The organism is Maridesulfovibrio ferrireducens (genome assembly GCF_900101105.1).
Lineage (GTDB): Bacteria > Desulfobacterota > Desulfovibrionia > Desulfovibrionales > Desulfovibrionaceae > Maridesulfovibrio > Maridesulfovibrio ferrireducens.
Map to the genome: position 1 here is coordinate 177741 of NZ_FNGA01000004.1, position 21107 is coordinate 198847.

General features: G+C 43.8%; 17 protein-coding genes. 9 read left to right on the top strand and 8 right to left on the bottom strand.

Annotated elements, in window-relative coordinates:
• Positions 1 to 52: 52 nt before the first annotated feature.
• On the bottom strand, positions 53 to 1660 hold the full coding sequence (locus BLT41_RS13340) for an ABC transporter substrate-binding protein (RefSeq protein WP_092161968.1): 1608 nt from the start codon (positions 1658 to 1660) through the stop codon (positions 53 to 55).
• A 200-nt stretch (positions 1661 to 1860) separates the two neighbouring features.
• Here BLT41_RS13340 and BLT41_RS13345 point away from each other — a divergent pair, with 200 nt between their 5' ends.
• Entirely contained in the window at positions 1861 to 2361 is a 501-nt protein-coding gene (locus BLT41_RS13345; RefSeq protein ID WP_139167358.1) for a hypothetical protein, read from the top strand.
• 82 nt (positions 2362 to 2443) lie between these two features.
• On the opposite strand, the gene BLT41_RS13350 is transcribed toward BLT41_RS13345, so the two are convergent.
• From BLT41_RS13350 to acs, 6 genes are all read right to left on the bottom strand, one after another.
• A complete protein-coding gene (locus BLT41_RS13350; RefSeq protein ID WP_092161970.1) occupies positions 2444 to 4960 on the bottom strand; it encodes a TIGR03960 family B12-binding radical SAM protein in 2517 nt (838 codons plus the stop codon).
• Positions 4961 to 5087: 127 nt separating this feature from the next.
• Positions 5088 to 5441 (bottom strand): hypothetical protein, encoded by a 354-nt coding sequence (locus tag BLT41_RS13355; protein ID WP_092161971.1) that lies wholly within the window; start codon positions 5439 to 5441, stop codon positions 5088 to 5090.
• Between the two features lie 277 nt (positions 5442 to 5718).
• Positions 5719 to 7002, bottom strand: a complete 1284-nt coding sequence (locus BLT41_RS13360; RefSeq protein ID WP_092161974.1) for an L-lactate MFS transporter — start codon at positions 7000 to 7002, stop codon at positions 5719 to 5721.
• 274 nt (positions 7003 to 7276) lie between these two features.
• Entirely contained in the window at positions 7277 to 7903 is a 627-nt protein-coding gene (locus tag BLT41_RS13365) for a nitroreductase family protein (protein WP_092161978.1), read from the bottom strand.
• A complete protein-coding gene (locus BLT41_RS13370; RefSeq protein ID WP_092161981.1) occupies positions 7863 to 8762 on the bottom strand; it encodes a pirin family protein in 900 nt (299 codons plus the stop codon). Before BLT41_RS13370 ends, BLT41_RS13365 begins: the two co-directional genes overlap by 41 nt.
• A gap of 200 nt (positions 8763 to 8962) precedes the next feature.
• Positions 8963 to 10948: an acetate--CoA ligase gene (gene acs, locus BLT41_RS13375; protein ID WP_092161992.1), complete on the bottom strand. Its 1986-nt coding sequence runs from the start codon at positions 10946 to 10948 to the stop codon at positions 8963 to 8965.
• A gap of 312 nt (positions 10949 to 11260) precedes the next feature.
• Here acs and BLT41_RS13380 point away from each other — a divergent pair, with 312 nt between their 5' ends.
• The 3 genes from BLT41_RS13380 to BLT41_RS13390 all read left to right on the top strand — a co-directional run bounded on the left by BLT41_RS13380 (position 11261) and on the right by BLT41_RS13390 (position 13867).
• On the top strand, positions 11261 to 12820 hold the full coding sequence (locus BLT41_RS13380; RefSeq protein ID WP_092162004.1) for a glycosyltransferase family 9 protein: 1560 nt from the start codon (positions 11261 to 11263) through the stop codon (positions 12818 to 12820).
• An 82-nt stretch (positions 12821 to 12902) separates the two neighbouring features.
• Positions 12903 to 13508, top strand: coding sequence for a DUF8043 domain-containing protein (locus tag BLT41_RS13385; protein WP_092162006.1), 606 nt, complete (start codon positions 12903 to 12905; stop codon positions 13506 to 13508).
• A 5-nt stretch (positions 13509 to 13513) separates the two neighbouring features.
• Positions 13514 to 13867: a hypothetical protein gene (locus BLT41_RS13390; protein WP_092162007.1), complete on the top strand. Its 354-nt coding sequence runs from the start codon at positions 13514 to 13516 to the stop codon at positions 13865 to 13867.
• Between the two features lie 111 nt (positions 13868 to 13978).
• On the opposite strand, the gene BLT41_RS13395 is transcribed toward BLT41_RS13390, so the two are convergent.
• On the bottom strand, positions 13979 to 14923 hold the full coding sequence (locus tag BLT41_RS13395; RefSeq protein WP_092162008.1) for a PilZ domain-containing protein: 945 nt from the start codon (positions 14921 to 14923) through the stop codon (positions 13979 to 13981).
• A gap of 239 nt (positions 14924 to 15162) precedes the next feature.
• On the opposite strand from BLT41_RS13395, the gene BLT41_RS13400 reads away from it, so the two are divergent.
• The 5 genes from BLT41_RS13400 (at position 15163) to BLT41_RS13420 (ending at position 21102) form a co-directional block, all read left to right on the top strand.
• Complete coding sequence (locus BLT41_RS13400; RefSeq protein WP_092162009.1) at positions 15163 to 16020, top strand: ribonuclease H-like domain-containing protein; 858 nt, start codon at positions 15163 to 15165, stop codon at positions 16018 to 16020.
• A 279-nt stretch (positions 16021 to 16299) separates the two neighbouring features.
• On the top strand, positions 16300 to 17289 hold the full coding sequence (locus BLT41_RS13405; protein WP_092162010.1) for a class I SAM-dependent methyltransferase: 990 nt from the start codon (positions 16300 to 16302) through the stop codon (positions 17287 to 17289).
• Positions 17290 to 17496: 207 nt separating this feature from the next.
• Complete coding sequence (locus BLT41_RS13410; protein ID WP_170830375.1) at positions 17497 to 18750, top strand: DEAD/DEAH box helicase; 1254 nt, start codon at positions 17497 to 17499, stop codon at positions 18748 to 18750.
• A 69-nt stretch (positions 18751 to 18819) separates the two neighbouring features.
• Entirely contained in the window at positions 18820 to 20127 is a 1308-nt protein-coding gene (gene mtaB / locus BLT41_RS13415; RefSeq protein WP_092162012.1) for a tRNA (N(6)-L-threonylcarbamoyladenosine(37)-C(2))-methylthiotransferase MtaB, read from the top strand.
• Positions 20128 to 20220: 93 nt separating this feature from the next.
• On the top strand, positions 20221 to 21102 hold the full coding sequence (locus tag BLT41_RS13420) for a YicC/YloC family endoribonuclease (protein WP_092162013.1): 882 nt from the start codon (positions 20221 to 20223) through the stop codon (positions 21100 to 21102).
• Positions 21103 to 21107 lie beyond the last annotated feature (5 nt).

The window sequence follows — 21107 nt, forward strand, 5'->3', positions numbered from 1 at the left end:
GAGCTCCTTTACGGGGCTCCCCTCTGTTTTTTGTATTAGGTTGTGAGTACGGTTACTTGATAACAAGGTCACCGAAGTAAGGGAAGTTCTGAACGTTTACGATTGCTTCAGTATTCATGTTGTTCTTGCTGGCCCATGAAAGGTTCTGCCAGTGTAAAGGAACGAATGCTGCGTCGTCATAAAGTGCTTTTTCAATTTTCTGAAGAAGAGCGCTACGTTTTGCAGTGTCTGTTTCAGTCTGAGTCTGGATGGTCATAGCGTCAACTTCTGGGTTGCAGTAGTTACCGCTGTTGTACTGACCGTATCCTGTTTCCTTGTTAGGGCACATAAGAAGGAATTCTGTGTAGTTAGCAGAATCTTCGGTATCAGGATGCCAGCCGATCATTTCAATGTCAGCAACCTGTGCGTCAAACTGATCCCAGTACTGTGCTTTAGGCATAGTCTTGAGGCTTACTTTGATGCCGATTTTACCGAGCATGGAAACGAAAGCTTCAGCAATTTTTTCATCATTAACATAACGGTTGTTAGGTGCGATCATGGTGCATGCAAAACCGTCAGCGTATCCAGCTTCTTTCATAAGCTGTTTTGCTTTTTCAAGGTCGTAACGAGGAGTAAGTTCTGCGTTGTAGCTTGCGAATTCTTTTGGACCCTGCTGAGATGCAACTGTTGCGAATCCTTTCATTACTTTTTCTACGATACCGGAGTTATCGGTTGCGTAGCAGATAGCCTGACGAACTTTAAGATTCTTGAAAGGTTCGAAGCGTTTCTGGTTGAGCTGGAAAGTAATGATACGTGAACCGGACATGGTCACGAGGTCAAGACCTTCAGTGCTGCCGATACGTTCAAGGTCCTGAGGAGGAACAGGCATGATGAAGTCAACATCGCCGGAAAGAAGAGCTGCTACACGGGTAGCGTCGTTCTTAATCGGAGTAAGGATGATGGTTTCAGCGTTACCGGAGTTTTTGTCCCAGTACTGAGGGAAAGCTTTGAAAACAGTGCGAACACCCTGTTCACGTTCAGCAACAATGTATTTACCGGTGCCGGACTCGTTGGAGTTTGCAAAGGAAGGGCCGGTTTTTACGATGGCAGCTTTGTCTTTTCCGCTTTCGTCTTTACCTGTGTAGAACTTGCTGTCCATAGGGAAAATGTAAGTAGCCATATTCAGGAGCAACCCGTAAGGCTTCTTAGTGACGACATCTACAGTATAGTCGTCAACAGCAACAGCCTGTCCGAAAGGCTCAAAGAGTCCTTTGAAGTCAGGGCTGGTTTTGATGCGGTCAAGTGTCCATACAACATCTGTAGCTGTAAGTGGGTTGCCGCTGTGAAATTTTACGTCTTTACGAAGATGGAAACGCATTGTGGTTGGATCGATCTGTTCCCAAGATTCAGCAAGGCGGGGTTCAAATGAACCGTCTTTTGCCCAGCGAACGAGAGGATCGTAAACCATGTGAGCGTACTGCATCATTCCGCCGGAAAGCTGAACCTGAGGGTCAAGAGATACCGGGTCGGCATCCATGGCAAGTTTCAGGGTTTTACCGACGGTTGCGCTTTCAGCTGTTTCCTGTTTAGCTGTAGCTTCTTCCTTTTTATCTGAACTACAGCCGATTAGGCCGAGAGCCAGAATGGCGACAAGCGCCAGAAATACTAATGAACGTTTCATCCTCACACTCCTTGAAAGGGTAAAATCTGTAATAAAAACAGGTATCCTTTTTACGAACGATGCTCGAAAAAAGGCCACATCGAAACAGTAAAATAATGGAGAAAACAATTCAATTATACGGCTTCCCCTTGCCGTATGTATCCCGTAGTATTACACTTGAATCAGTTTTTTCTCAAATCTTTAACCTCTTGAAATCACTTATGAAAAATAATTTATTCTTTAATTTCAATAAATCTCTTAAAAAATGTCAATGTTTGTTGCACGTTGATGCTAAGAATAAGGCTTCAATTTTAGCTATATGTGTCTTGCTTCTTTTCGGTTTAGGAGGGTGCGCGTATCTTAATCCGTTTGCGTCTTCTGTCCCGGAGTATGATCTTGACGGTGTGCACGATTTATCGCTGATCATGATGCCGGGGGACTCCGTTGTTTTTGAAATGAGGAATCCCGGTTCAGGCGGATATCAGTTTGACGGAATTACGTTTGATCCTAAATTGGTAAATCTTGAAAAATTTCAGATTTTAAAACCTGAATCAGGCATGGTGGGAGATTTCGGACGCTGGCGGTTTGAATTTAAACTTCTGGCAATAGGGGAAGTTCCAATCATTATTAATATTAAAAGGGCAAATGACAGCCAGCGCGATGCGTATAAAATAATCAGTTTAAATATTACAAAAGATGGTGAACCATTTTTTGAATGGTAGTTATTTTTTCGTTAAGTAATAAAAAAGGGCTGCATTTCATGTTATGAAATGCAGCCCTTTTTTGTTTAGTATTATTGGTGATTTATTCGAATCGTTGATCTGTTTTCATCAGTGAGTAGTCCAGCAAAGTTGTTCCGGGACAAACTGCTGCAATGATTTTGGTCGGGCTGATGTAAAGATCGGTCCAGTCAAAAGTCATTTTTATTTTATTGTTACCCAGTTCTTCGTAGCTGCTGAGACATGGTCTGGCATTTTTCTCTTTAAATCCTTTTTTGGATTTATGCGAGATGATGTATTCTTCAGATTCCATGAATTCCCGCCATTTTGCCACGCGCTGAGCTGTTTCTTCGTTGTCACCATTGAAAGATAGTAGAAAGTCTTCAATTTGCGGCTGGCTTTGCTTATGGGCAAGAGAAAGCTTGGCAGCTTTAGTTATCACAATGCCGATGGGCATTTGTTTATTCAGCTTTTCAACCAACTCTTCATCAGTAAGTTCGGTGCGGAACATTACATTCATCCACTCAGCCTGACTTTCTACGGCTACAGGCAGGGCGCGCCCGAAAGAAATGCGCGGCATAGGGTGAAACCCTTGAGAGAAGGTCAGCGGGAGTTTGGCTCTACGTATGGCCCGTTCAAAAACAGGTTGCAGGTCAAGCTGGCTTAAATAGGCTGTCGTTCCGGTTTTTGTGTACCAGATGCGAAAGTGACTGCCTTTTAGACCAAGGTCCGGTTTTTCTTTCTGAACAAAGGGTTGAACATCCTTATTTGCCTGATCTCTTTGAGTGAAGACCATTTTCGGGCGGATATCTTTTTCTGCGGCTTGAACTTTTAAAAGCGATTTACGCCCGTCAAATTCACAGACACCGCAATTATGACATTCTTCGTAACGGCAGTCTCCGGTAATTTTCCCTTTAAATCCGCGTTCTCTTTCAGTCAGTAAAAACTTTTTGCTGACACCGCATGAAAGGTGATCCCATGGGAGTCTTTTATCAACCGGAATTTCTGCAAGGAATTCTTCGGGGGTGAGACCTTCTTCTTCCATCGCTTCAAGGTATGGTTTTAAATCCAGATGATCCTTCCAGCTTGAAAAAAGAGCACCGCGTTCGTATGCTTTTTGAATAACCGGGCCTAGACGACGATCTCCGCGTGAAAAAATTCCTTCAAGGAAGCTCATGCGAGGAATATGGAATTTTAGTTTGATGCGTTTATATTTACTGAATTTTTCGCGTAGGTAATCAAGTCTTTCATTAATTTCCTCTAGTGATATTTGGCGTTCCCACTGAAAAGGAGTTTGCGGTTTGGGCACAAACGGTGAAATAGCTGCTGAGATTTGCATGAGTTTGACATGCGGCCCGGCAATGTCGCGGACTTTGAGGCAAAGGTCGAGGATTGCGTCAAGGTCTTCGAATGTTTCGGTGGGCAGGCCGATCATGAAATAAAGTTTGATGCTCTGCCATCCGTTTTCGAAGAGCATCCGTGAATGATCCAACAGTCCCTGTTCGGTAATACCTTTGTTGATGACATCCCGTAAACGCTGACTTCCGGCCTCAGGGGCGAGAGTCGCTCCGGTCCGTCTGATGGTCGCAATCCGCTCCATGATCGGTTCGGAAAGCGAGCCGACACGCAGAGAGGGCAGTGAAATGGAAATTTGTTCAGCAGCGCAGTGGTCGAAACTTTTTGCAAAAAAAGCATCAAGTGCGGAGTAGTCGCCGGTGCTTAGCGATAGTAACGAAGTTTCTTCGTAACCGGTTTCCTCAAGCCCCTGCATCAATGTCTTGTTCAGAATTTCCGGTGTACGTTCTCTTACCGGACGGTAAATAATACCCGCCTGACAGAATCGACAACCTCTGGTGCAACCTCTGGCAATTTCAAGAGTCAGCCTGTCGTGTATGACGTTACCATATGGAAGGACCTGATCTTTGGGGAAATCAATCGGGTTAAGGTCGTCGACAATAGCTTTTTCTACACAAAAATCACCGGGATTTTCAGGGTCAAAAAAGGATGGGATATAAATGCCCGGAAGTTTAGACAATGCTGTCAGCTTGTCAGCCCGGCAAAGATTTTTTTCTTTACAATCGGCAATGGTTTCAAGGACTCGTATGATTGATTCTTCGCCATCGCCGAGCATCATTACGTCGAGAAAATCCGCCATAGGTTCGGCGTTGAAACAAGCACCTCCACCGGCAATAATAAGCGGGCAGTCTTCACCCCGATCCGCAGTTTTAAGCGGAATTCCGGCAAGGTCGAGCATATAAAGTACATTTGTATAGCATAGCTCATGCGTAAGGCTTACCCCGACCGCGTCAATGTCTTTGAGCGGAGTGTCGCTTTCCATGGTACACAGCAATTCGCCGTGTTCACGCATTATTCCGGCGGTTTCTTCACATGGCACGTAAGCACGCTCAGCGTAGAAATCGGGATTTTTGTTCACAATTTCATAAAGAATTTTCTGTCCGAGATATGACATCCCTATTTCGTATAGATCTGGAAATCCGAGAGCTATATGAGCTTTAACAGAAGCCGGGTCTTTGTGAACGGTGCCCCATTCAGAGCCGAGGTAACGTGTGGGCCGTGTCAGGAGGGGGAGTAGCTTTTTCAAATGTATTGCCTGTAAAAAAAAGATTTATACGCGACATTGCGTGAAAGACAGAGCCGGAAATATACCACAGGAGAGATGTCGCGGGAAGTTTAAAGCGGGGAGCTTAACAAAAAGCTCCCCGTCTGAATTATTTCTTGAGAAGTTCAGAAATATTGGAAACGTTGCCGCCTCTCATACCACCACCTAAATTGCCACCAAGGCCGCCTGAAGAAAGAGTCAGTTTGCTGGCAGCTTCAAGATATTTAGTGGATACATCTTCAGGGCAGTTTTTGTATTCATACATAATGTGCTTGCCGTCGATTTCGCCTTCAATTTCATTATCAAAAGGATATCCGAAAGGCAGAATCATCATTTGCACACCCTGTTCGGCAGGAACAGTCTGAAGAACTGCAGGATCAGTAATAAGATTTTTTTCAGCATCCCATTTTCCGATAACCATATCGCCATTAACCATTTTAAAAAGCTTTACATTATAAGCCATAGAAACTCTCCTTAGAATTAATTATCATTATAAAAAAGACCGGAAAAAAAGGGTTGTTCCGGTTTCTAAAATTGCGCATTGCTGTAACATGAAAGAATTAGTGACTGAGCAGAGACCTGTCAAGCTAAGGCTGGTTAAAAAATGAGAGTCCTCTTTATAAAGATATTTGTCGGCTTTTTAATGAATAAATCCTCCAGTTACATAAATTAACTGGAGGATTTATTTGTTTTTTACGCTGAAGGGTTCTCGGGAAATGTGAGACCATTCTTTTTAGTTTTTAATCAGCGAATTCCGGTTCAGTCATTTCACAGTTTTTTTGTGGCTGTTTTACCAGTGAGATTGCAACAGCGCCGATGAGACAGCAGACTCCACAGATTGTGAAAGCCATCGGGAAGTTTCCGAGATCTCCCAGTTTTCCGCCGAGCATCGGGCCGAACATTCCTCCGACTCCGTAGGCGAGGAAAATATAAGGATAGTTCTGACCTACGTTTTTGGTACCGAAAGTGTCAGCTGTCATAGTCGGGAACAGGGCAAAGTTTCCGCCGAAGTTAAATCCGATAATGGTCGCGCCGAGGTAGAGCAGGTATTCGTGCCCGGCCATACTGGTGAAGGCTAACAGGGTGAGTCCCTGAATCGCTGTCATCAAAAGTATGGACATTTTACGCCCGAGTTTATCACTTGCAGTTCCCCATGCAATTCTTCCGAGTCCGTTGGAAAGGCTGAAGAACACGGCCATTGCTGTTCCTGCTATAGCGCTTGATTCAGCGGCGGAAAGTCCCTGTGCCTGAAGAGCTTCCATAGGATAAAGTTTCATAAGTCCGATGGACATGAGTCCTGCTGCCGCACTGAAGGTAAAGGTTATGAAAATGAGTAAAAATTGAGGAGTTTTGAGCATTTCGGAGAACGAGAAATTTTCCTCTTTTTTAGCTGCTTTGCCGGAAGACGTCACTTCGGGATTATATCCTTCAGGGAGCCAGCCTTCAGGAGGGAAAACCATCCATGTTCCACCGAGTGCGATCATTGCGAAAAAGACTAATCCATAGATAGAAAAAGTTGTGGAAAGTCCGAAGTCGGCAATAAGGGATCCCCATGCTCCGGCAAGTTTTACCCATGCCATTGCGCCGAATCCGAAACCTGCAACAGCAAGTCCTGTGATGAACCCTTTTTTATCAGGAAACCAGCGCATGCCTACTGCGATAGGAACAACATAGCCGAGTCCGATTCCTGCTCCGCCGATAACACCGATAAAGAGACAGAGAGCCGTGAAGTTAGTTCCGCCGAAAAATCCTGCAAGGGCATAACCTGCTCCGAGTACAATCCCGCTGAGCATTGCAAGTTTTCTGGGCCCCCATACGGCAAGTTTTTTACCGGCCCAGACCATTGAAAGGGCAAAGGTTACAAGGCCGACTGAAAAAACAATCTGAGTTTGAATTTTTGTCCAACCTGCCGCAACAAGTGATGGTGTGAATACCGACCACGCATAGATTGCTCCGAGAGCAAGCTGGATAAGAATTGCCCCCAGAACTGGAAACCATCGGTTCATTGTTTTTTGTTTACCCATTTTCTTTTGCCCCCGGTGTTGGAATTTTCGGAAGATACTTTGGTCAGTATCTTGTTCCTGATTCAAATTTCCTGTTGTCGTCGAACCCTTTTCTGTCTGTCTGTGTGCACTCACTTTCTGCGGTGAGTGTCTTTCTATTTATGGATTAAAGCACAGATAAAACACCTGTGCATCCCATTTTCGGTGAACGGCGGAAAGTTTCGGGAAACGGCAGGGGGTTGATCCCGCATACCTTCCATCTTGATATTAAAGCCGTTGGCAGGAGCGTATATCCTTATTTAAGGATCATTTCTTCGTAAGATTGTCGCCATGCTTTGGGATGAACTTTAACGCCCGGCTTTAAATAGCCGACTGCAATGAGCATAGGAATCCAGTAATTGTCAGGTATATTGAATTCTTTTTTCACTCCGTCATGATCGAAGCCATCCATAGGATGGGTCTCAAGTCCTTGCTCCGTGGCTGAATACATAAGCGACATTGCGAATAATCCTGCATTTTTATTGGCAAAAGCTTGAGAAGATTCACTGGTTTGTCCGTACAGGGTTTGCGTGGTCCCTGAGAAACTGTCTTTATGTTCCTGCTGCATTTTCCCTGAATCAACATTGTCTTTGAAAACAGACTCGAATGAGCTGTTTCCTGCTTTCCATCCGTCGCGGTCAGCTAGAACAATAAGTATGACCGGAGCTTCGGTGACTTTCGGCTGGTTAAAGGCAAGGGCTTGAAGCGATGTTTTTCTGCCATGATCCCGCAACACCATAAGTTTCCATGGCTGGAGGTTGTAACTTGAAGGTGCGTTGGCAGCATTTTCAATAACCGTTTTTAAAAGAGACTCTTCTACGTCGCGGTCAGGATCAAAAAAATTAATTGCTCTTCTTTTGATTAGAATATCCTTGAAATTCATTAGACTGTCCTCCTGATAAACTGTGCTTTACAAATGTTCCATCCTGATACTCTTGGAATGCTTGTTCCAATTCTTCCATGGAGTTCATGACGATAGGACCACGCCAGAAAATAGGTTCATCTAAAGGTTTGCCGGAAATAAGCAGAAATCGCAGACCATTTTTACCCGCAGTTACGGCAAGCTCTTCACCTTTATCAAACAAGACAAGCGCTCGGTTCTTCACTACGGAACCATTCACTGATCCTTGTCCCTCTATTATATAAATGAAAGCGGTGTATTCTTTGTTTAGAGGATGTACAAATTCAAGTCCTGCGGGAACGGTGCAGTCAAGATATTCAGGGTCAATGGCAATGTTGCGGGCCGGACCTTTTACTCCGTTTACCGTACCGGCAATAATTTTTATTTTGGTTCCGTTTTTGCGTATAATTTCTGGAATTTCAGTTTTAGTAATTTCTCGATAACAGGGCTCAATCATTTTATGGGAAGCGGGGAGGTTTGCCCACAGCTGAAATCCGAGCATTGAGCCGTTTTTATCTCCCTTCGGCATTTCCTGATGAACAATGCCGCTTCCGGCGGTCATCCACTGCACGCTGCCGGATGAAATTATCCCTTTATTTCCGAGGCTGTCGTCATGTTCAACATCGCCGCTGTGGATATAAGTGATGGTTTCGATACCCCGGTGAGGATGCCATGTGAAACCTTTGATGTAATCTTCGGGGTTATGTGAACGGAAGTCGTCCAGCATCAGGAAGGGGTCAAAAAGGGATGCTTCGAAATATCCAAAAGCGCGATGAAGCTTTACACCGGCTCCTTCGGTAACTGGTTCCCCGTAAAAAATCTGACTTATTTCACGTCTCACTTCGCTCTCCTTACTTGCAAAAATATCAATGTTCACATGGTAGCAGTTAGGAGCTGATTTGCAAGTAAGAATATATAAAATTTAAGTGAAGATTTTTCATTAGGCATAAGAAAGCCGGGGTCCAGAACGCTTTTGTTGCCACCTTCCAATAGTCAAAAGCATCTGAACTCCCGGCCTGATCCGGAATCTTTAATTTTTTGTTATGGGTTCATAATTTCGTCGTAACCTTCGATAAGAGCAGTAACTACTGATGGATCGGCGAGAGTTGAAGTATCGCCGAGGTTTGCAGTGTCACCTTCAACAATCTTGCGAAGGATGCGGCGCATTATTTTTCCACTTCTGGTTTTAGGCAGAGATGGGGAGAACTGAATCACTTCAGGCGTTGCCAGAGGTCCGATTTCCTTGCGAACATGCAGACGCAGTTCTTTGGTGATATCTTCGCCTTCATCAAATTCAGCCTTGAGTGTTACATAGGCGTAAATTGATTGTCCTTTAATTGGGTGCGGCATGCCGACAACAGCAGCTTCAGAAACTGATGGATGTGAAACCAGAGCTGATTCGATTTCAGCGGTTCCGAGTCTGTGACCGGAAACGTTTATAACGTCATCTACGCGACCCATAATCCAGAAGTATCCATCTTCATCCCTGCGTGCTCCGTCACCGGATTCGTATACACCGGGGAACCCTTCGAAGTACTGCTGTTTGAATCTTTCCTGATTACCCCAGACTCCGCGGAGCATTCCGGGCCAAGGTTTTCTGATAATGAGGAATCCACCTTCATTGGGGCCGACTTCATTACCCTGTCTGTCAACAATCGCTGCATCAATACCCGGCAGTGGCAATGTTGCGGAGCCTGGTTTGAGCGGTGTTGCGTAAGGCAGCGGAGAAAGAACATGTCCGCCGGTTTCAGTCTGCCACCATGTGTCCACGATGGGAAGTTTCGCTCCGCCGATCTTGTTGTGATACCACATCCATGCTTCGGGGTTGATCGGTTCACCAACTGTTCCCAGAATGCGCAGGCTGGAGAGATCATATTTTTCAGTCCACTTGTCACCTTCACGCATCAGTGCGCGAATAGCGGTGGGAGCTGTGTAGAATACATTTACTTTGAACTTTTCGCAGATCTGCCAGAATCTTGCTGGATCTGGATAGGTGGGAACTGACTCGAACATGACGCTGGTAGCACCGAGAGCGAGCGGTCCGTATACAATATATGAATGTCCTGTTACCCAGCCGATATCAGCTGTACACCAGTGAACATCATTGTCTTTGAGATCGAAAACCCATTGGCAGGTATGAGCTGCGTAGGTCATGTAACCACCGGTTGTGTGGAAAACGCCTTTGGGTTTTCCTGTGCTGCCGGAAGTGTAGAGGATGAAGAGAGGATCTTCTGCATCCATGAGTTCGTAAGGGCAGTCGTTGCTGATATCCGGGTCGGACATGAGTTCTCCCCACAGTCTGTCCCTTCCTTCAACCATTTCAACTTCATTGCCGGCTCTTGGAACAACTACACACTGTTCAACAGTGGGACATTCTTTAAGAGCTTCGTCAGAGTTCGGTTTCAAAGGAATTACTCTGCCGCCGCGAAGTACGCCGTCACCGGTGATGTGAACTTTAACGCCGCAGTCGTTGATGCGGTCACGCAGGCTGTTAGAGCTGAATCCTGCAAAAATGATAGTGTGAGGTGCTCCGATACGGGTACAGGCGAGCATAGCAATCGCAAGTTCCGGGATCATGGGCAGATAAATTGATACGCGGTCGCCTTTTTCAACGCCGAGTTTTTTAAGTACGTTCGCAAAGCGGCAAACTTCGCGATGAAGCATATCATATGTGTAGACTTTAACTTCATCGTCCTGCTCGCCCTGCCAGATCAAAGCAGCTTTGTTGCGGCGTCCGTTCTCAATATGGCGGTCGAGGCAGTTTGCAGACGCGTTCAGTTTTCCGCCTTCAAACCATTTAATTTCAGGTTTGTTGAAATCGTACTCGAGGACAGTGTCCCATTTACGATCCCATGTGATGAGTTCGTCTGCGCGTTCAGCCCAGAATCCTTCCATATCATTAATGGAGCGGTCATATATGGCTTTGTATTCCTCAAGACTTTTTACACACGCGGTGGGTACATCGGTAGGAGGATTGAAAATTCTGTTTTCAGTCGAAAGGCTTTCGATTTTGTTCTCTTCGTTCATGTTGCGAACCTCCTGAGAGTTTTTAAAGGTGCCTGTTTATGCAGAAAAGGGTTATCCGGTTTGTAACCTGTATAAATGGTTTTTCTGACCGGATGATTTGGTTATATACAGTTTTCAACTTTGATGCACATCCTTTTCGATAAACGGCAGTAGAAAAACGTGGGCGGAAGGCAGCACCGTTTGGCGGTATGAATTGCCCGTTCATCTTAAAAAGGTGCCGTTAACGGTAGTTTGCAGCTCTTGCCCGAGACTGTATACTGGTGTTATCAGGTTAGATTGACTCCAAAAGATGAAAAAAGGAAGTTCCACTTAATGAAAGCGCTTGTCATAAATCTTACTCGTTTCGGTGATTTGCTCCAGACTCAACCCGTGGTTTCCGGCCTTGTGCAGAGCGGATATGATACCAGTATCATGTGTCTTGATAATTTTTCAGGAACAACTGAACTTATGAGAGATGTTTCTTCGACGTTTGCCATGCCCGGAGCTTCTGTTCTTGCCGCTCTTGATCGTGACTGGCGGGAATCTTTAAATATTTTCGAATCTTTTTGTGCTGAAATTGAAACACAGATAAATCCTGACTTGATCGTGAATTTAACTCCGTCACTTCCGGCCCGTCTGCTGGCAATGCGGTTGAGCAGGGCAGAAGGTAAGGTTCGTGAATTGCGCGGCTTTGCCGTGGACAGCTTCGGGTTTAATGCAGATACCACTCCGTGGGCAGGATTTCTGCAAGTTGCTTCGACTAACAGGGGAGCAAGTCCTTTTAATGTAGTTGATCTTTTCAGCAGAGTTGCCGGACTTGGTAATACTGTACCTTTCAGGCTTGCTGAGCCTTCTTCGGAAATGAAGGCAGCGGCTGATAAATGTCTTGCGGGTCCGATACCCGGCGCTGAGGGGTTTGTAGGATTTCAACCCGGTGCGAGCGAAGAACGCAGGCGCTGGCCTGTTAAATATTTCAGAGAGCTTGGAGAAAGGCTGTGGAAGGAGTTACGAAAAGTTCCTGTCCTTTTAGGAACCAAGGGGGAACAGCCTCTCGGAGACAGAATCCTTGAAGGTGCCACTTTTCCGGCAGTTAATTTGATGGGGAAGACTGGGTTGCCCGAACTTGCAGCCGTGCTTGGTAAGCTTGATGTGCTCATTACAAATGATACCGGGACAATGCACCTTGCCGCCGGCGCAGGAACTCCTGTAGCGGCAATTTTTCTGGCAACAGCCCAGCCATGGGATACAGGTCCGGCGGCAGTTAATTCCCTATGTCTGGAGCCTGATGCAGACTGCCACCCCTGTCCGTTTGGAGTTGCTTGTCCAAATGATAATATGTGTCGTCATGAAGTTGGCGCGGATGTTGTTTTTAATGCTGTGTCTCGCTTCATAACTGATGGAGTGTGGGAGTCATCAGCCGGGGAGGGCGCCCGTTCATATCTGACCGGACGGGATGAGCTTGGTTTTATGACTCTGTCGTCGCTTTCAGGCCATGATGAAACTGACCGCCACAAATGGATAATCTTGCAAAGAGAGTTGTACCGTCGTTTTCTTGACGAGGAAGATCTTTCTGCATTGTCACTGAATAGTACGCCTCCTTCGCGAGAATTCTGTCTCAGACTTATGAAGCCGCTTTCAGAAGCCCGCGATCTTCTTTTTCTGCTGGGTAAACAATCCGAATTACTGCAAGGCAATCCTATGGAAAGTCTGAAAGTTAAATTCTTAGCTAACTTTCAGAAAATACAGGATATTTTGTCCTCAAGTCCCGAGCTTACAGTCCTCTCATCTCTTTGGTATTTTGAGTCCAGAGCGCATGATTCTATGGATGGACTTTCGCTTCTTCTAAATCGTTACAGATCTCTTGTTTCTGCTCTTCATATTTCTTTTGAATAAACTTGGCACAACTCTTGTATATTCTCCTGCGTACCGGACCAACCGGAAAAATTTACGTATCTAATTCAGAAGGAGAGTAATCATGGTCGTCATCGATGGACACAAAAAGGAAATGGACATTAGAAGTTTTGAAAATCTGGAACAGGTTTTTGATAGCGTACTCGAAAACGGATTTCTTGACGGACGCATCGTAACAGATGTTTTAGTCAATGAAGAACCTTTCAGCGAAATTTATCCCAATCAGTCTGAAGATATCGAAACTTCCGAGATTGAAAGTCTTGAAATCAAGAGTGCTACAACCGTTGAAATGGCAAGCAGCATTACTCTTGAACTTTACAAAGTTGTTAACATTATGGCAGGCGGCGGCAAGCAGGTTGCAGAGCTTTTCAGACAGGCAGATGATGCCGAAGCACTTGAACTATATCAGGATCTTCTTGATGTAACTAGAGACTTCCTCGGCATGCTAGGCAGCCTTAGGGATCAATTTTCCCTCAAAGACAGCAACGGCTTCGGCGTAGTGTTGGAAGAATTTTCCAGTCTTTTCACTGAAATGACTGAAGTGCTTGAAAATGAAGACTGGATTTTACTTGCAGATTTACTTGAATATGAATTTCTGCCTTCAGTTGAAAAGTGGAAGAATGTTATTTCCGCAATTCGTGAAGATATCAGAGAGGCAGCTAAGAGGTAAATATCATGGCTGACACATTAAATCTTTTGGATCAGGCTTTAGACCTTGGACATAAGGAACTTAAGTTTCTGGTTGCCGGAGAAGTTGAAGAAGCTTTTCAGGCTGCGGAACAACGGGGATTATATACCACTCAGGCCCTTGAAACTAAAGCAAGCGTAAGCCTTGATGATATTTTGAGTAAACTTGAAAAGCTCAAATCTCTTCAGGGGCAGCTGACAACGGAAGCTAAGAAGTTACACGCTTCGGTTAAAGCGGATCTCGGGCAGGCCAAAAAGGAAAGTGTTCGGTTTAAGGGGTATCTTGGTGTTGCTAAAGGTACTCCCATTATGAAAAACCGTTATATTCATAAGGTCGGGTAATTTCGCAGACCTGTTTTCAGCCTTATCCTATTGCGTTAAATGACGGTACGACATGATTAGCCCCGGCAGGAATTATATTCCGGTCGGGGTTTTATCCTTTAATTCACTTAATCAAATTTCAGTCCAATCAATAAATTGCTCATTTTCATCGCGAATGCTCCCGCTCATGGTGAATCCTACACCGAGTCTGCATGATTTTCTGTCGATGTTTTCAACTGTGCGGATTTTACCGGCATACCAGTAAGGTTTGAATATTTTTTGACGGAAGTTGAACATAAAAATATTAATGAGCACATCTGTCTCTGTATCAAATTTATTTTCGCTCAAAATAAGAGGAGTGCTGACTGCTAAGCCTCCGTTTGAAATATTGATAACTTCATTATCTTCATGTCCGCCTGATCTTGGATCATATGAATTAACCGCCAAGTCGGGGATGGAATCGGCAAAAGAAGCGTCATCTGTATCAGGTTTTCCGAGCCAGATTTTAACCCGTATGAACTGCTGGTCGATAACTCGTTTGCGTTTATGGCGACGGCGTATGATGCTTGAAAAAGAGTACGGAATGCTTGCACTTAATCTGCTGCATCCTTCCTTTTTACATTCAAGAGAAATTATTGTTGTTTTGAAGTTGTTAACTGAGCCTGTTTCTGTTTTTTCAGGCGGGAACATCATTAATATTTGTCCAAACTCCGATTGTTGCGATAATCCCATCTCGTCAACGATTTCGAGGTTTATGCGGTCTTCTTTTATGTCCGTAATTACCGCGCGGGCGAGAACATTTTCATGTGATTCAGGATTAGCAATATCCATAATTATGCCGTTATCTTTGAAATCTGATATCAGATTTTTTGTGTAATTTGATCCGCCGCCTCGTTTCCGGGACGAAGAGCGGAGCATAAGATAAGCAATCAGTGCGGCTAGAAAACCTATGGCTCCGGCCACGGTGAGTATTATCGGCATAGATTCCGGTGGCAGATCTTTAATGATTTTCATGGCCGGAACAACGATTGCTGAGTCTATTTTATCTAAAAAGAATTGAAGGCTTATTTTTTCCATCGGTAATATCCTGTAGTGAATATTATATTGCTAAAAATTTTATTCTCATCATTTACTTATGTAGGTGGCGGGAGTGCAAGTTGTCAATGTTGGTTTGTTACTGGACTATCATGGTTATTACGGCTATTCACCGCCTTAACGAATGGTTATTAATGCGGGTGTAATATTAAAATTAACGCTAAATTATTTTTGCCCGATCTGATACATGCGAAAACATTGCTTAATGCAGGGTTTGTGAAATGCTTGAAAGGACTTTTTGTCATCTTAAGGGAATAGGAAACACCACTGAGGCTAAAATCTGGGAATCCGGAGTCAGTCACTGGAATGATATTCTGGAAGGAACTGATATTCCGTTTTCACCTGCGAAGGTGAATGAGCTGGAAATAGGGTGCGGTGAATCTCTGAAAAGACTTAAAGAATATGATCCCATATGGTTTGCGGATAGACTTCCGGCCTCCGATCAATGGCGTCTTTATCCTCATTTTCGCAAGAACATAGCTTATATAGATATAGAAACGACCGGAACGGATGCTCATTGCTGCGATATTACGACTATAGCTCTCTGGAATGGGCGTGAGGTTAAAACTTACGTGCAGGGGCGTAATCTTCATGAGTTTGAAGAAGAAATAGCCAAGTATCAGATGATAGTAAGTTTTAACGGTAAATGTTTTGATGTGCCTTTTATCGAGAAATATTTCGGTATCAAGGTCAAAGCCGCTCATATTGATTTACGTTTTGTTTTCAGGTCGCTCGGAATTACCGGCGGACTTAAAGGAATTGAACATTATTTCGGTATGGATCGCGGTGACGCAGAAGGTCTGGACGGTTATTTTGCTGTTCTTTTATGGAATGAATACGAAATGTCAGGTAACGAGAAAGCGCTTGAAACTTTGCTGGCATATAATGTCCTGGATAGTGTTAATCTTGAGAACTTGATGATTCGCGGCTATAATCTTCATATAGAAAGATTTCCGCAGCATGATCTTGAACCTCTTTCCAAAGTTCCGGAGCCGCTCAATCCTTTCAAAGCACATATTGATGTAGTGGAATCTATAAGACGCAGATATCCTTCCGGAGGAGCTTTTCGGAAGTTCTAAAATAAAAACAGTCCATATTTTTCCTAAGAAAAATAGTCCTGTTGTCAGTGTGAATTTATTTCCTATTAAAGCCGTTTTCAATTTTGAAAGCGGCTTTTTTTATGCGCTTTAAAAAATATTATTACACCTAACATGTTTAAATGCTTTATTAAAAGTTGTGTAATCTAGTTTGAAGGGGGAGCTTTAAATAATTGGGTACGATCTGTGCATTATGTGAGTGGGCAAGGCAAAGGATGCCTGTCTGATTAACATTTTGATGATTGTAAGGGGAGAATGGAGATGCAGGAACAGACCGCCGTGGACGTTGAAAAAGTAAGTTATTCGCATAAATTCATACAGGATATGGTCATCAATCCTTCCTTTTATACTGATAGTTCCTTGTTGAAAGATGTTAACGAGATGAGTAAACCCTCTGTTGTAATTACAGATCCCATGATTATGGGAATGGTTCTTAAATTTTTCTATTGCTATGTCCATAAAGGCTGTTTTGATGAAGTTGTTCCGCTGGAAAAAGTCAGTGAGTTATGTGAGATGTTCAGTCGTCATCGCAGTCTTAACGAGCCTGATGATGATATTGAATTGATGAATTACCTGCGTCAGTGGTCATTTTCTCTCCGAATGCTCGCTGATATTCCTAAAACTAGCCATATTATCCGTTCCATTATCACACAGAAAATTTCTCCGAATCTTATGGATTCAGATGAATATGTCGGTCTCGATATCGGCACCGGGACTGGAATTTTGCTTCTTGCACAGCATATCCATGCCCGAAGACTGGGTTTTGAAAAGATTCATCTTTACGGAATAGAATATGATAAGATGGTCGGGTTGCAGAGCTATAAAATTTTCAAAGAACTGGGAATTGCTGAAATTATTCTTGGCGATGCCAGAGAAAGCCGTAATTATGAGCCGTTAATGGATAAGCAGGTCACATTTGTCTCAAATGAAACAGTTGCCGCCATGCACCAGCCACTTCGTCGTGATCACTTTGTAGCTATATGCCGCACTCTTTTCAGGACTGTCGGCAACAACATTAAAGATGCAGGATTTTTCCCGGAAGGGTTGATCGCCTTTTGTAAGGAAATGAATGTCTCTGTACTTCTTGCGAAAAACACAGCTTTTCTAGGTCCGAAAGAATATCATGATATGCATCTTCTCCCGCAGGGTATTATTATAGAAGGAAATATTGTTCCGCTCCATCAGCTTGGAGATGAATTGCTGCCGTATATGTCTGAATGGGCTCGAGAGCGTCTTTCCCGTAGATGGTAATAATTCCAAATTCTTAAGAAATTTTAGAATCTCCTCCAGCATACTTTATGATATGTGGGAGGAGATTTTTTATGTTTGTTTGTCGGTTCATTTAGCTTTACAGTGCGTAATAAATATATGATATTCCGCGCGCTCGCGTGACAGGGTGTATAGCTGTTTTATATATTGAAGAACGAGCAGTAATTTTATGTGACAACGGAGATTTTCTTGAATTTCGAATCGTTTTGCTTTGACTCCCGCATAGCTTCCGGCATTCGTGCGACCGGTTACAGCGCTCCGACGTCTGTTCAAGTAAAGGCTATCCCCGCTGTTTTGGAGGGTTGCGATGTCTTTGGGTTAACCCAGTCAGGCACCGGAAAAACCTCTGCTTTTGTGTTGCCCATTCTTCAACGTTTAATAACGGCTGAGGCCCCGACTCGTGGACCTATACGTGTTTTGGTGCTGGCTCCTGCCCGCGAACAAGTTTTAAAAATTCACGAAAAATTTATTTCGCTCGGTAAACAGACAGGAATACGTTGCAGCGCTGTTTTTGGCGATGGTGATGCTGAATCCGGCATACAGATTAAGCTGAAAGAAATTTCCCGCGTGACCGTGCTTGTCGCCACTCCTGACAGACTTCTGGAGCTGATTAATCGCGCCGAAGTTGATTTATCCCATGTCGATACTCTTGTTGTTGATGAAGCTGACACTCAACTGGCGATGGATTTTTCAGTTGAAATTAAGTCTATTCTCGCTAAGCTACCGTTGAAACGACAGAATTTAATGTTTTCCGCTACTCTGCCTTCAAGCGTGAGCACTCTCTCTGCAGAGATTCTACATGATCCTAAAATATTTCAAATCGCGAACACTGCACCTGTTGAAACTGTAAAGCATATCTGCTGCCCTGTTCCGATTCATCTTAAGCAGGAATTTTTGAAAGCTTTGCTTGAAGATATAGAGTTTGAAAGTGTTCTGGTTTTTGTCAGAACCAGACGCTGGGCAGAACGACTTGCTGCAAGACTTGTAAAAGCAGGGTATAATGCCGTTTCACTTCATGGTGATTTGTCTCAAAGTAAACGGAAAATAGTTTTAGACGGATTTAAGAGCGGGGAATTTAATATTATGGTCGCCACTGATCTGGCGGCCAGCAGTCTCGAGTGTTCTTCAATCACTCATGTTATTAATTATGATATGCCTGATACCTTTGAAATATATAGACATCGTATGGAAAAGGCCGGGATTGACGGTAAAAAAGGTGTAGCATTTCTTTTTGCCGCTGATGAAGACATCGCTCAGGTTGTGGAGATAGGGAAATTAGTTGAGGGCCGCCTTTCGGTACATCATTTAGACAATTTTGATTACAAGGGGGCCAAACCTGAACCTGTTTTACCTGAGGTTGTGAAGAAAAAAGAACGCAGCAAGCCCGGACGTGCTAAAAAAGGAAATAAACGGCATATTCATAGTGGTAAGGGTTCGGTTTAACAGCGAAAAGTTAAGAGTTTAATATCTTGTAGCTCCATGATATATGAGCAATATGAATCGGACAGAAATATGAAAAAATTTTGGATTACCACCCTCGGTTGTAAAATCAACCAATATGAAAGCGAATCAATCCGTCAGCGCTGGGAACAGATGGGATTTGAACAGGCTGCCAATGACGTGGAAGCTCATGAGGTCGTGATTAATTCGTGCGCTGTAACCGCATCGGCTTTACGCGATTTGCGGCAACTCGTTCGCAGCATCAACCGCCGGAATCCCGAAGCTGATATTATTATCACCGGATGTGCCGCGCAGGTTTTTGCCGGCGAATTAGCAGAGCTTCCCGGTGTCAGCGAAGTTATTCCACAAGATCACAAGGCTGATCTTTTGAAGCTTGATAAACTTCATGACTCTGAAGATAAAGTTGAAGATTCAGATGGCGTGACAATTTTTCAGCCTTTTGAAATTAAAGATTATCAAAGGGCAAGAGCTGTAGTCAAAGTGCAGGACGGGTGTTCGCATCGCTGTACATATTGTATAGTACCTATCACCCGCGGGCCGAGTGTCAGCAGGAAGATGGAAGATATTCTGAGCGAAATTCAAAGACTGCTTGATGCCGGATTCAGAGAAATGGTAATCAGCGGTATTAATCTCAGTCATTATGGCCGCGAATTTAAAGATCGTCCTGATTTCTGGGATCTCATGGAGCGCATTGAAAAAGAATTCGGTTCAGAGTGGGGCGGCAGAGCAAGACTGCGTATCAGTTCGCTTGAACCGGGACAGCTTAAAGATCGTGCGCTTGAAGTTTTTTCCTCTTCTAAATTAATATGCCCGCAACTGCATTTATCTTTGCAGAGCGGTGACTATTCAGTGTTAAAAAGAATGGGCAGAGGGCATTATAAGCCGCAGGATGCTCTTACTTTTGTTGAAGAGTTAACCAAGATATGGCCTGTTTTCGGTCTTGGAGCTGATATTTTGACCGCTTTTCCGGGAGAAACAGAGGAAGAGTTCAATAATACTTTTGAATTCTGCCAAAAGCTTCCTTTGTCTTATGCGCATGTTTTTCCGTATTCAATTAGGCCGGGAACTGTTGCTGCTAAAATGAAAGAACAACTTTCCGGTCCTATAAAAAAAGAGCGCGGGGCAAAACTTCGTGGACTTGTTGAAGAAAAGAAAACTGAATTTTTGAATAAAATTTTAGGGTTGGATTCATTGAGAGTACTTTTTCAGGATAAAAATAAAGGTATTTGTGAGTTTTATTCGACATGTGTGTTGGAAAATGGTTTTGAAGGAGCCGTACCGCGTGAACTCGTGAAAGTGGTTCCTGTAAAGATTTTGAAAGATAAGTTGCTGGTTCGTATTTTAGAGCCGGAATGTTAGAGTAAATTTGTTACTATAAAATTGTCAGTATAAAATTGATAAGCAGCGCAAGCAGATGCTGCTTAAATTATATTTTAAAAGAAAGGAGGCTCAATGCCTGTTAGCATGACTGGATTCGGACGTTTTGAGAGTACTGAAGATAAATGGAGCCATTGCTGGGAAATCCGCAGCGTAAATTCACGTTACCTTGATCTTAAATGGAGATTGCCCGGTTTCCTTCGCGGATATGAATCCCGTTGGGAAAAACTGGTCAGAAAATATGGATCTCGCGGTAGAGTTGATATTTCTTTGAACCTTGAAGTTTTCAGCGCAGAACTTCTAGGAATTGGTCTGAATAAACTTCAGGCCGAAGCTATGATCACTCAGGTTCGTGACATGGCAACTGCTGATGGTGTAGATTTTACTCCAGATTACAATAGACTTTTCGGATTATCTTCCTTGTGGAGAGACGCTTCAAGCGAGCCTGATCCTAAACTTGCAGCATCTATTACCGCTGGGCTTGAAGGTGCTCTTGCTAACTGGCGTGAGTCCAGACAGGCTGAAGGCGATGACCTTGTTGTAGATCTTAAAGAGCGTTTTACTCTGCTCAAAGAATACGGCGAAACAGTTAAAGCTAAAGTTCCTGAAATTCTTGAAATGAGACGTGTAGCTCTTATCGAAAGAGTAACTAACATGATGGAAACTCTTGGCGCTGAGTATTCTGAAGACAGAATGATTCAGGAAGTAGCGATTCTTACTGATAAGCTTGATGTTTCAGAAGAAGCCACACGTCTTGATGCTCACCTCGACCGTATTTTTGAAGTTCTGAATAGTAATAAAGATGCTGGTAAAAGGCTCGACTTCCTTCTTCAGGAAACATTCAGAGAAATTAATACCTGCGGTAACAAATGTCAGGATATTGAAGTCAGCCGCGTAGTTGTTGAATTCAAAGCTGAGCTTGAAAAATGCCGTGAGCAGGTTCAAAACATCGAATAATTTGG

Bases quoted from the DNA above. Each gene is read 5' to 3' on its own strand.
- BLT41_RS13340 (WP_092161968.1), bottom strand. From the start codon at position 1,660: ATGAAACGTTCATTAGTATTTCTGGCGCTTGTCGCCATTCTGGCTCTC.
- BLT41_RS13355 (WP_092161971.1), bottom strand. From the start codon at position 5,441: ATGGCTTATAATGTAAAGCTTTTTAAAATGGTTAATGGCGATATGGTT.
- BLT41_RS13360 (WP_092161974.1), bottom strand. From the start codon at position 7,002: ATGGGTAAACAAAAAACAATGAACCGATGGTTTCCAGTTCTGGGGGCA.
- BLT41_RS13380 (WP_092162004.1), top strand. From the start codon at position 11,261: ATGAAAGCGCTTGTCATAAATCTTACTCGTTTCGGTGATTTGCTCCAG.
- BLT41_RS13400 (WP_092162009.1), top strand. From the start codon at position 15,163: ATGCTTGAAAGGACTTTTTGTCATCTTAAGGGAATAGGAAACACCACT.
- BLT41_RS13395 (WP_092162008.1), bottom strand. From the start codon at position 14,923: ATGGAAAAAATAAGCCTTCAATTCTTTTTAGATAAAATAGACTCAGCA.
- mtaB (WP_092162012.1), top strand. From the start codon at position 18,820: ATGAAAAAATTTTGGATTACCACCCTCGGTTGTAAAATCAACCAATAT.
- BLT41_RS13420 (WP_092162013.1), top strand. From the start codon at position 20,221: ATGCCTGTTAGCATGACTGGATTCGGACGTTTTGAGAGTACTGAAGAT.
- BLT41_RS13390 (WP_092162007.1), top strand. From the start codon at position 13,514: ATGGCTGACACATTAAATCTTTTGGATCAGGCTTTAGACCTTGGACAT.
- acs (WP_092161992.1), bottom strand. From the start codon at position 10,948: ATGAACGAAGAGAACAAAATCGAAAGCCTTTCGACTGAAAACAGAATT.
- BLT41_RS13365 (WP_092161978.1), bottom strand. From the start codon at position 7,903: ATGAATTTCAAGGATATTCTAATCAAAAGAAGAGCAATTAATTTTTTT.
- BLT41_RS13345 (WP_139167358.1), top strand. From the start codon at position 1,861: ATGAAAAATAATTTATTCTTTAATTTCAATAAATCTCTTAAAAAATGT.
- BLT41_RS13405 (WP_092162010.1), top strand. From the start codon at position 16,300: ATGCAGGAACAGACCGCCGTGGACGTTGAAAAAGTAAGTTATTCGCAT.
- BLT41_RS13385 (WP_092162006.1), top strand. From the start codon at position 12,903: ATGGTCGTCATCGATGGACACAAAAAGGAAATGGACATTAGAAGTTTT.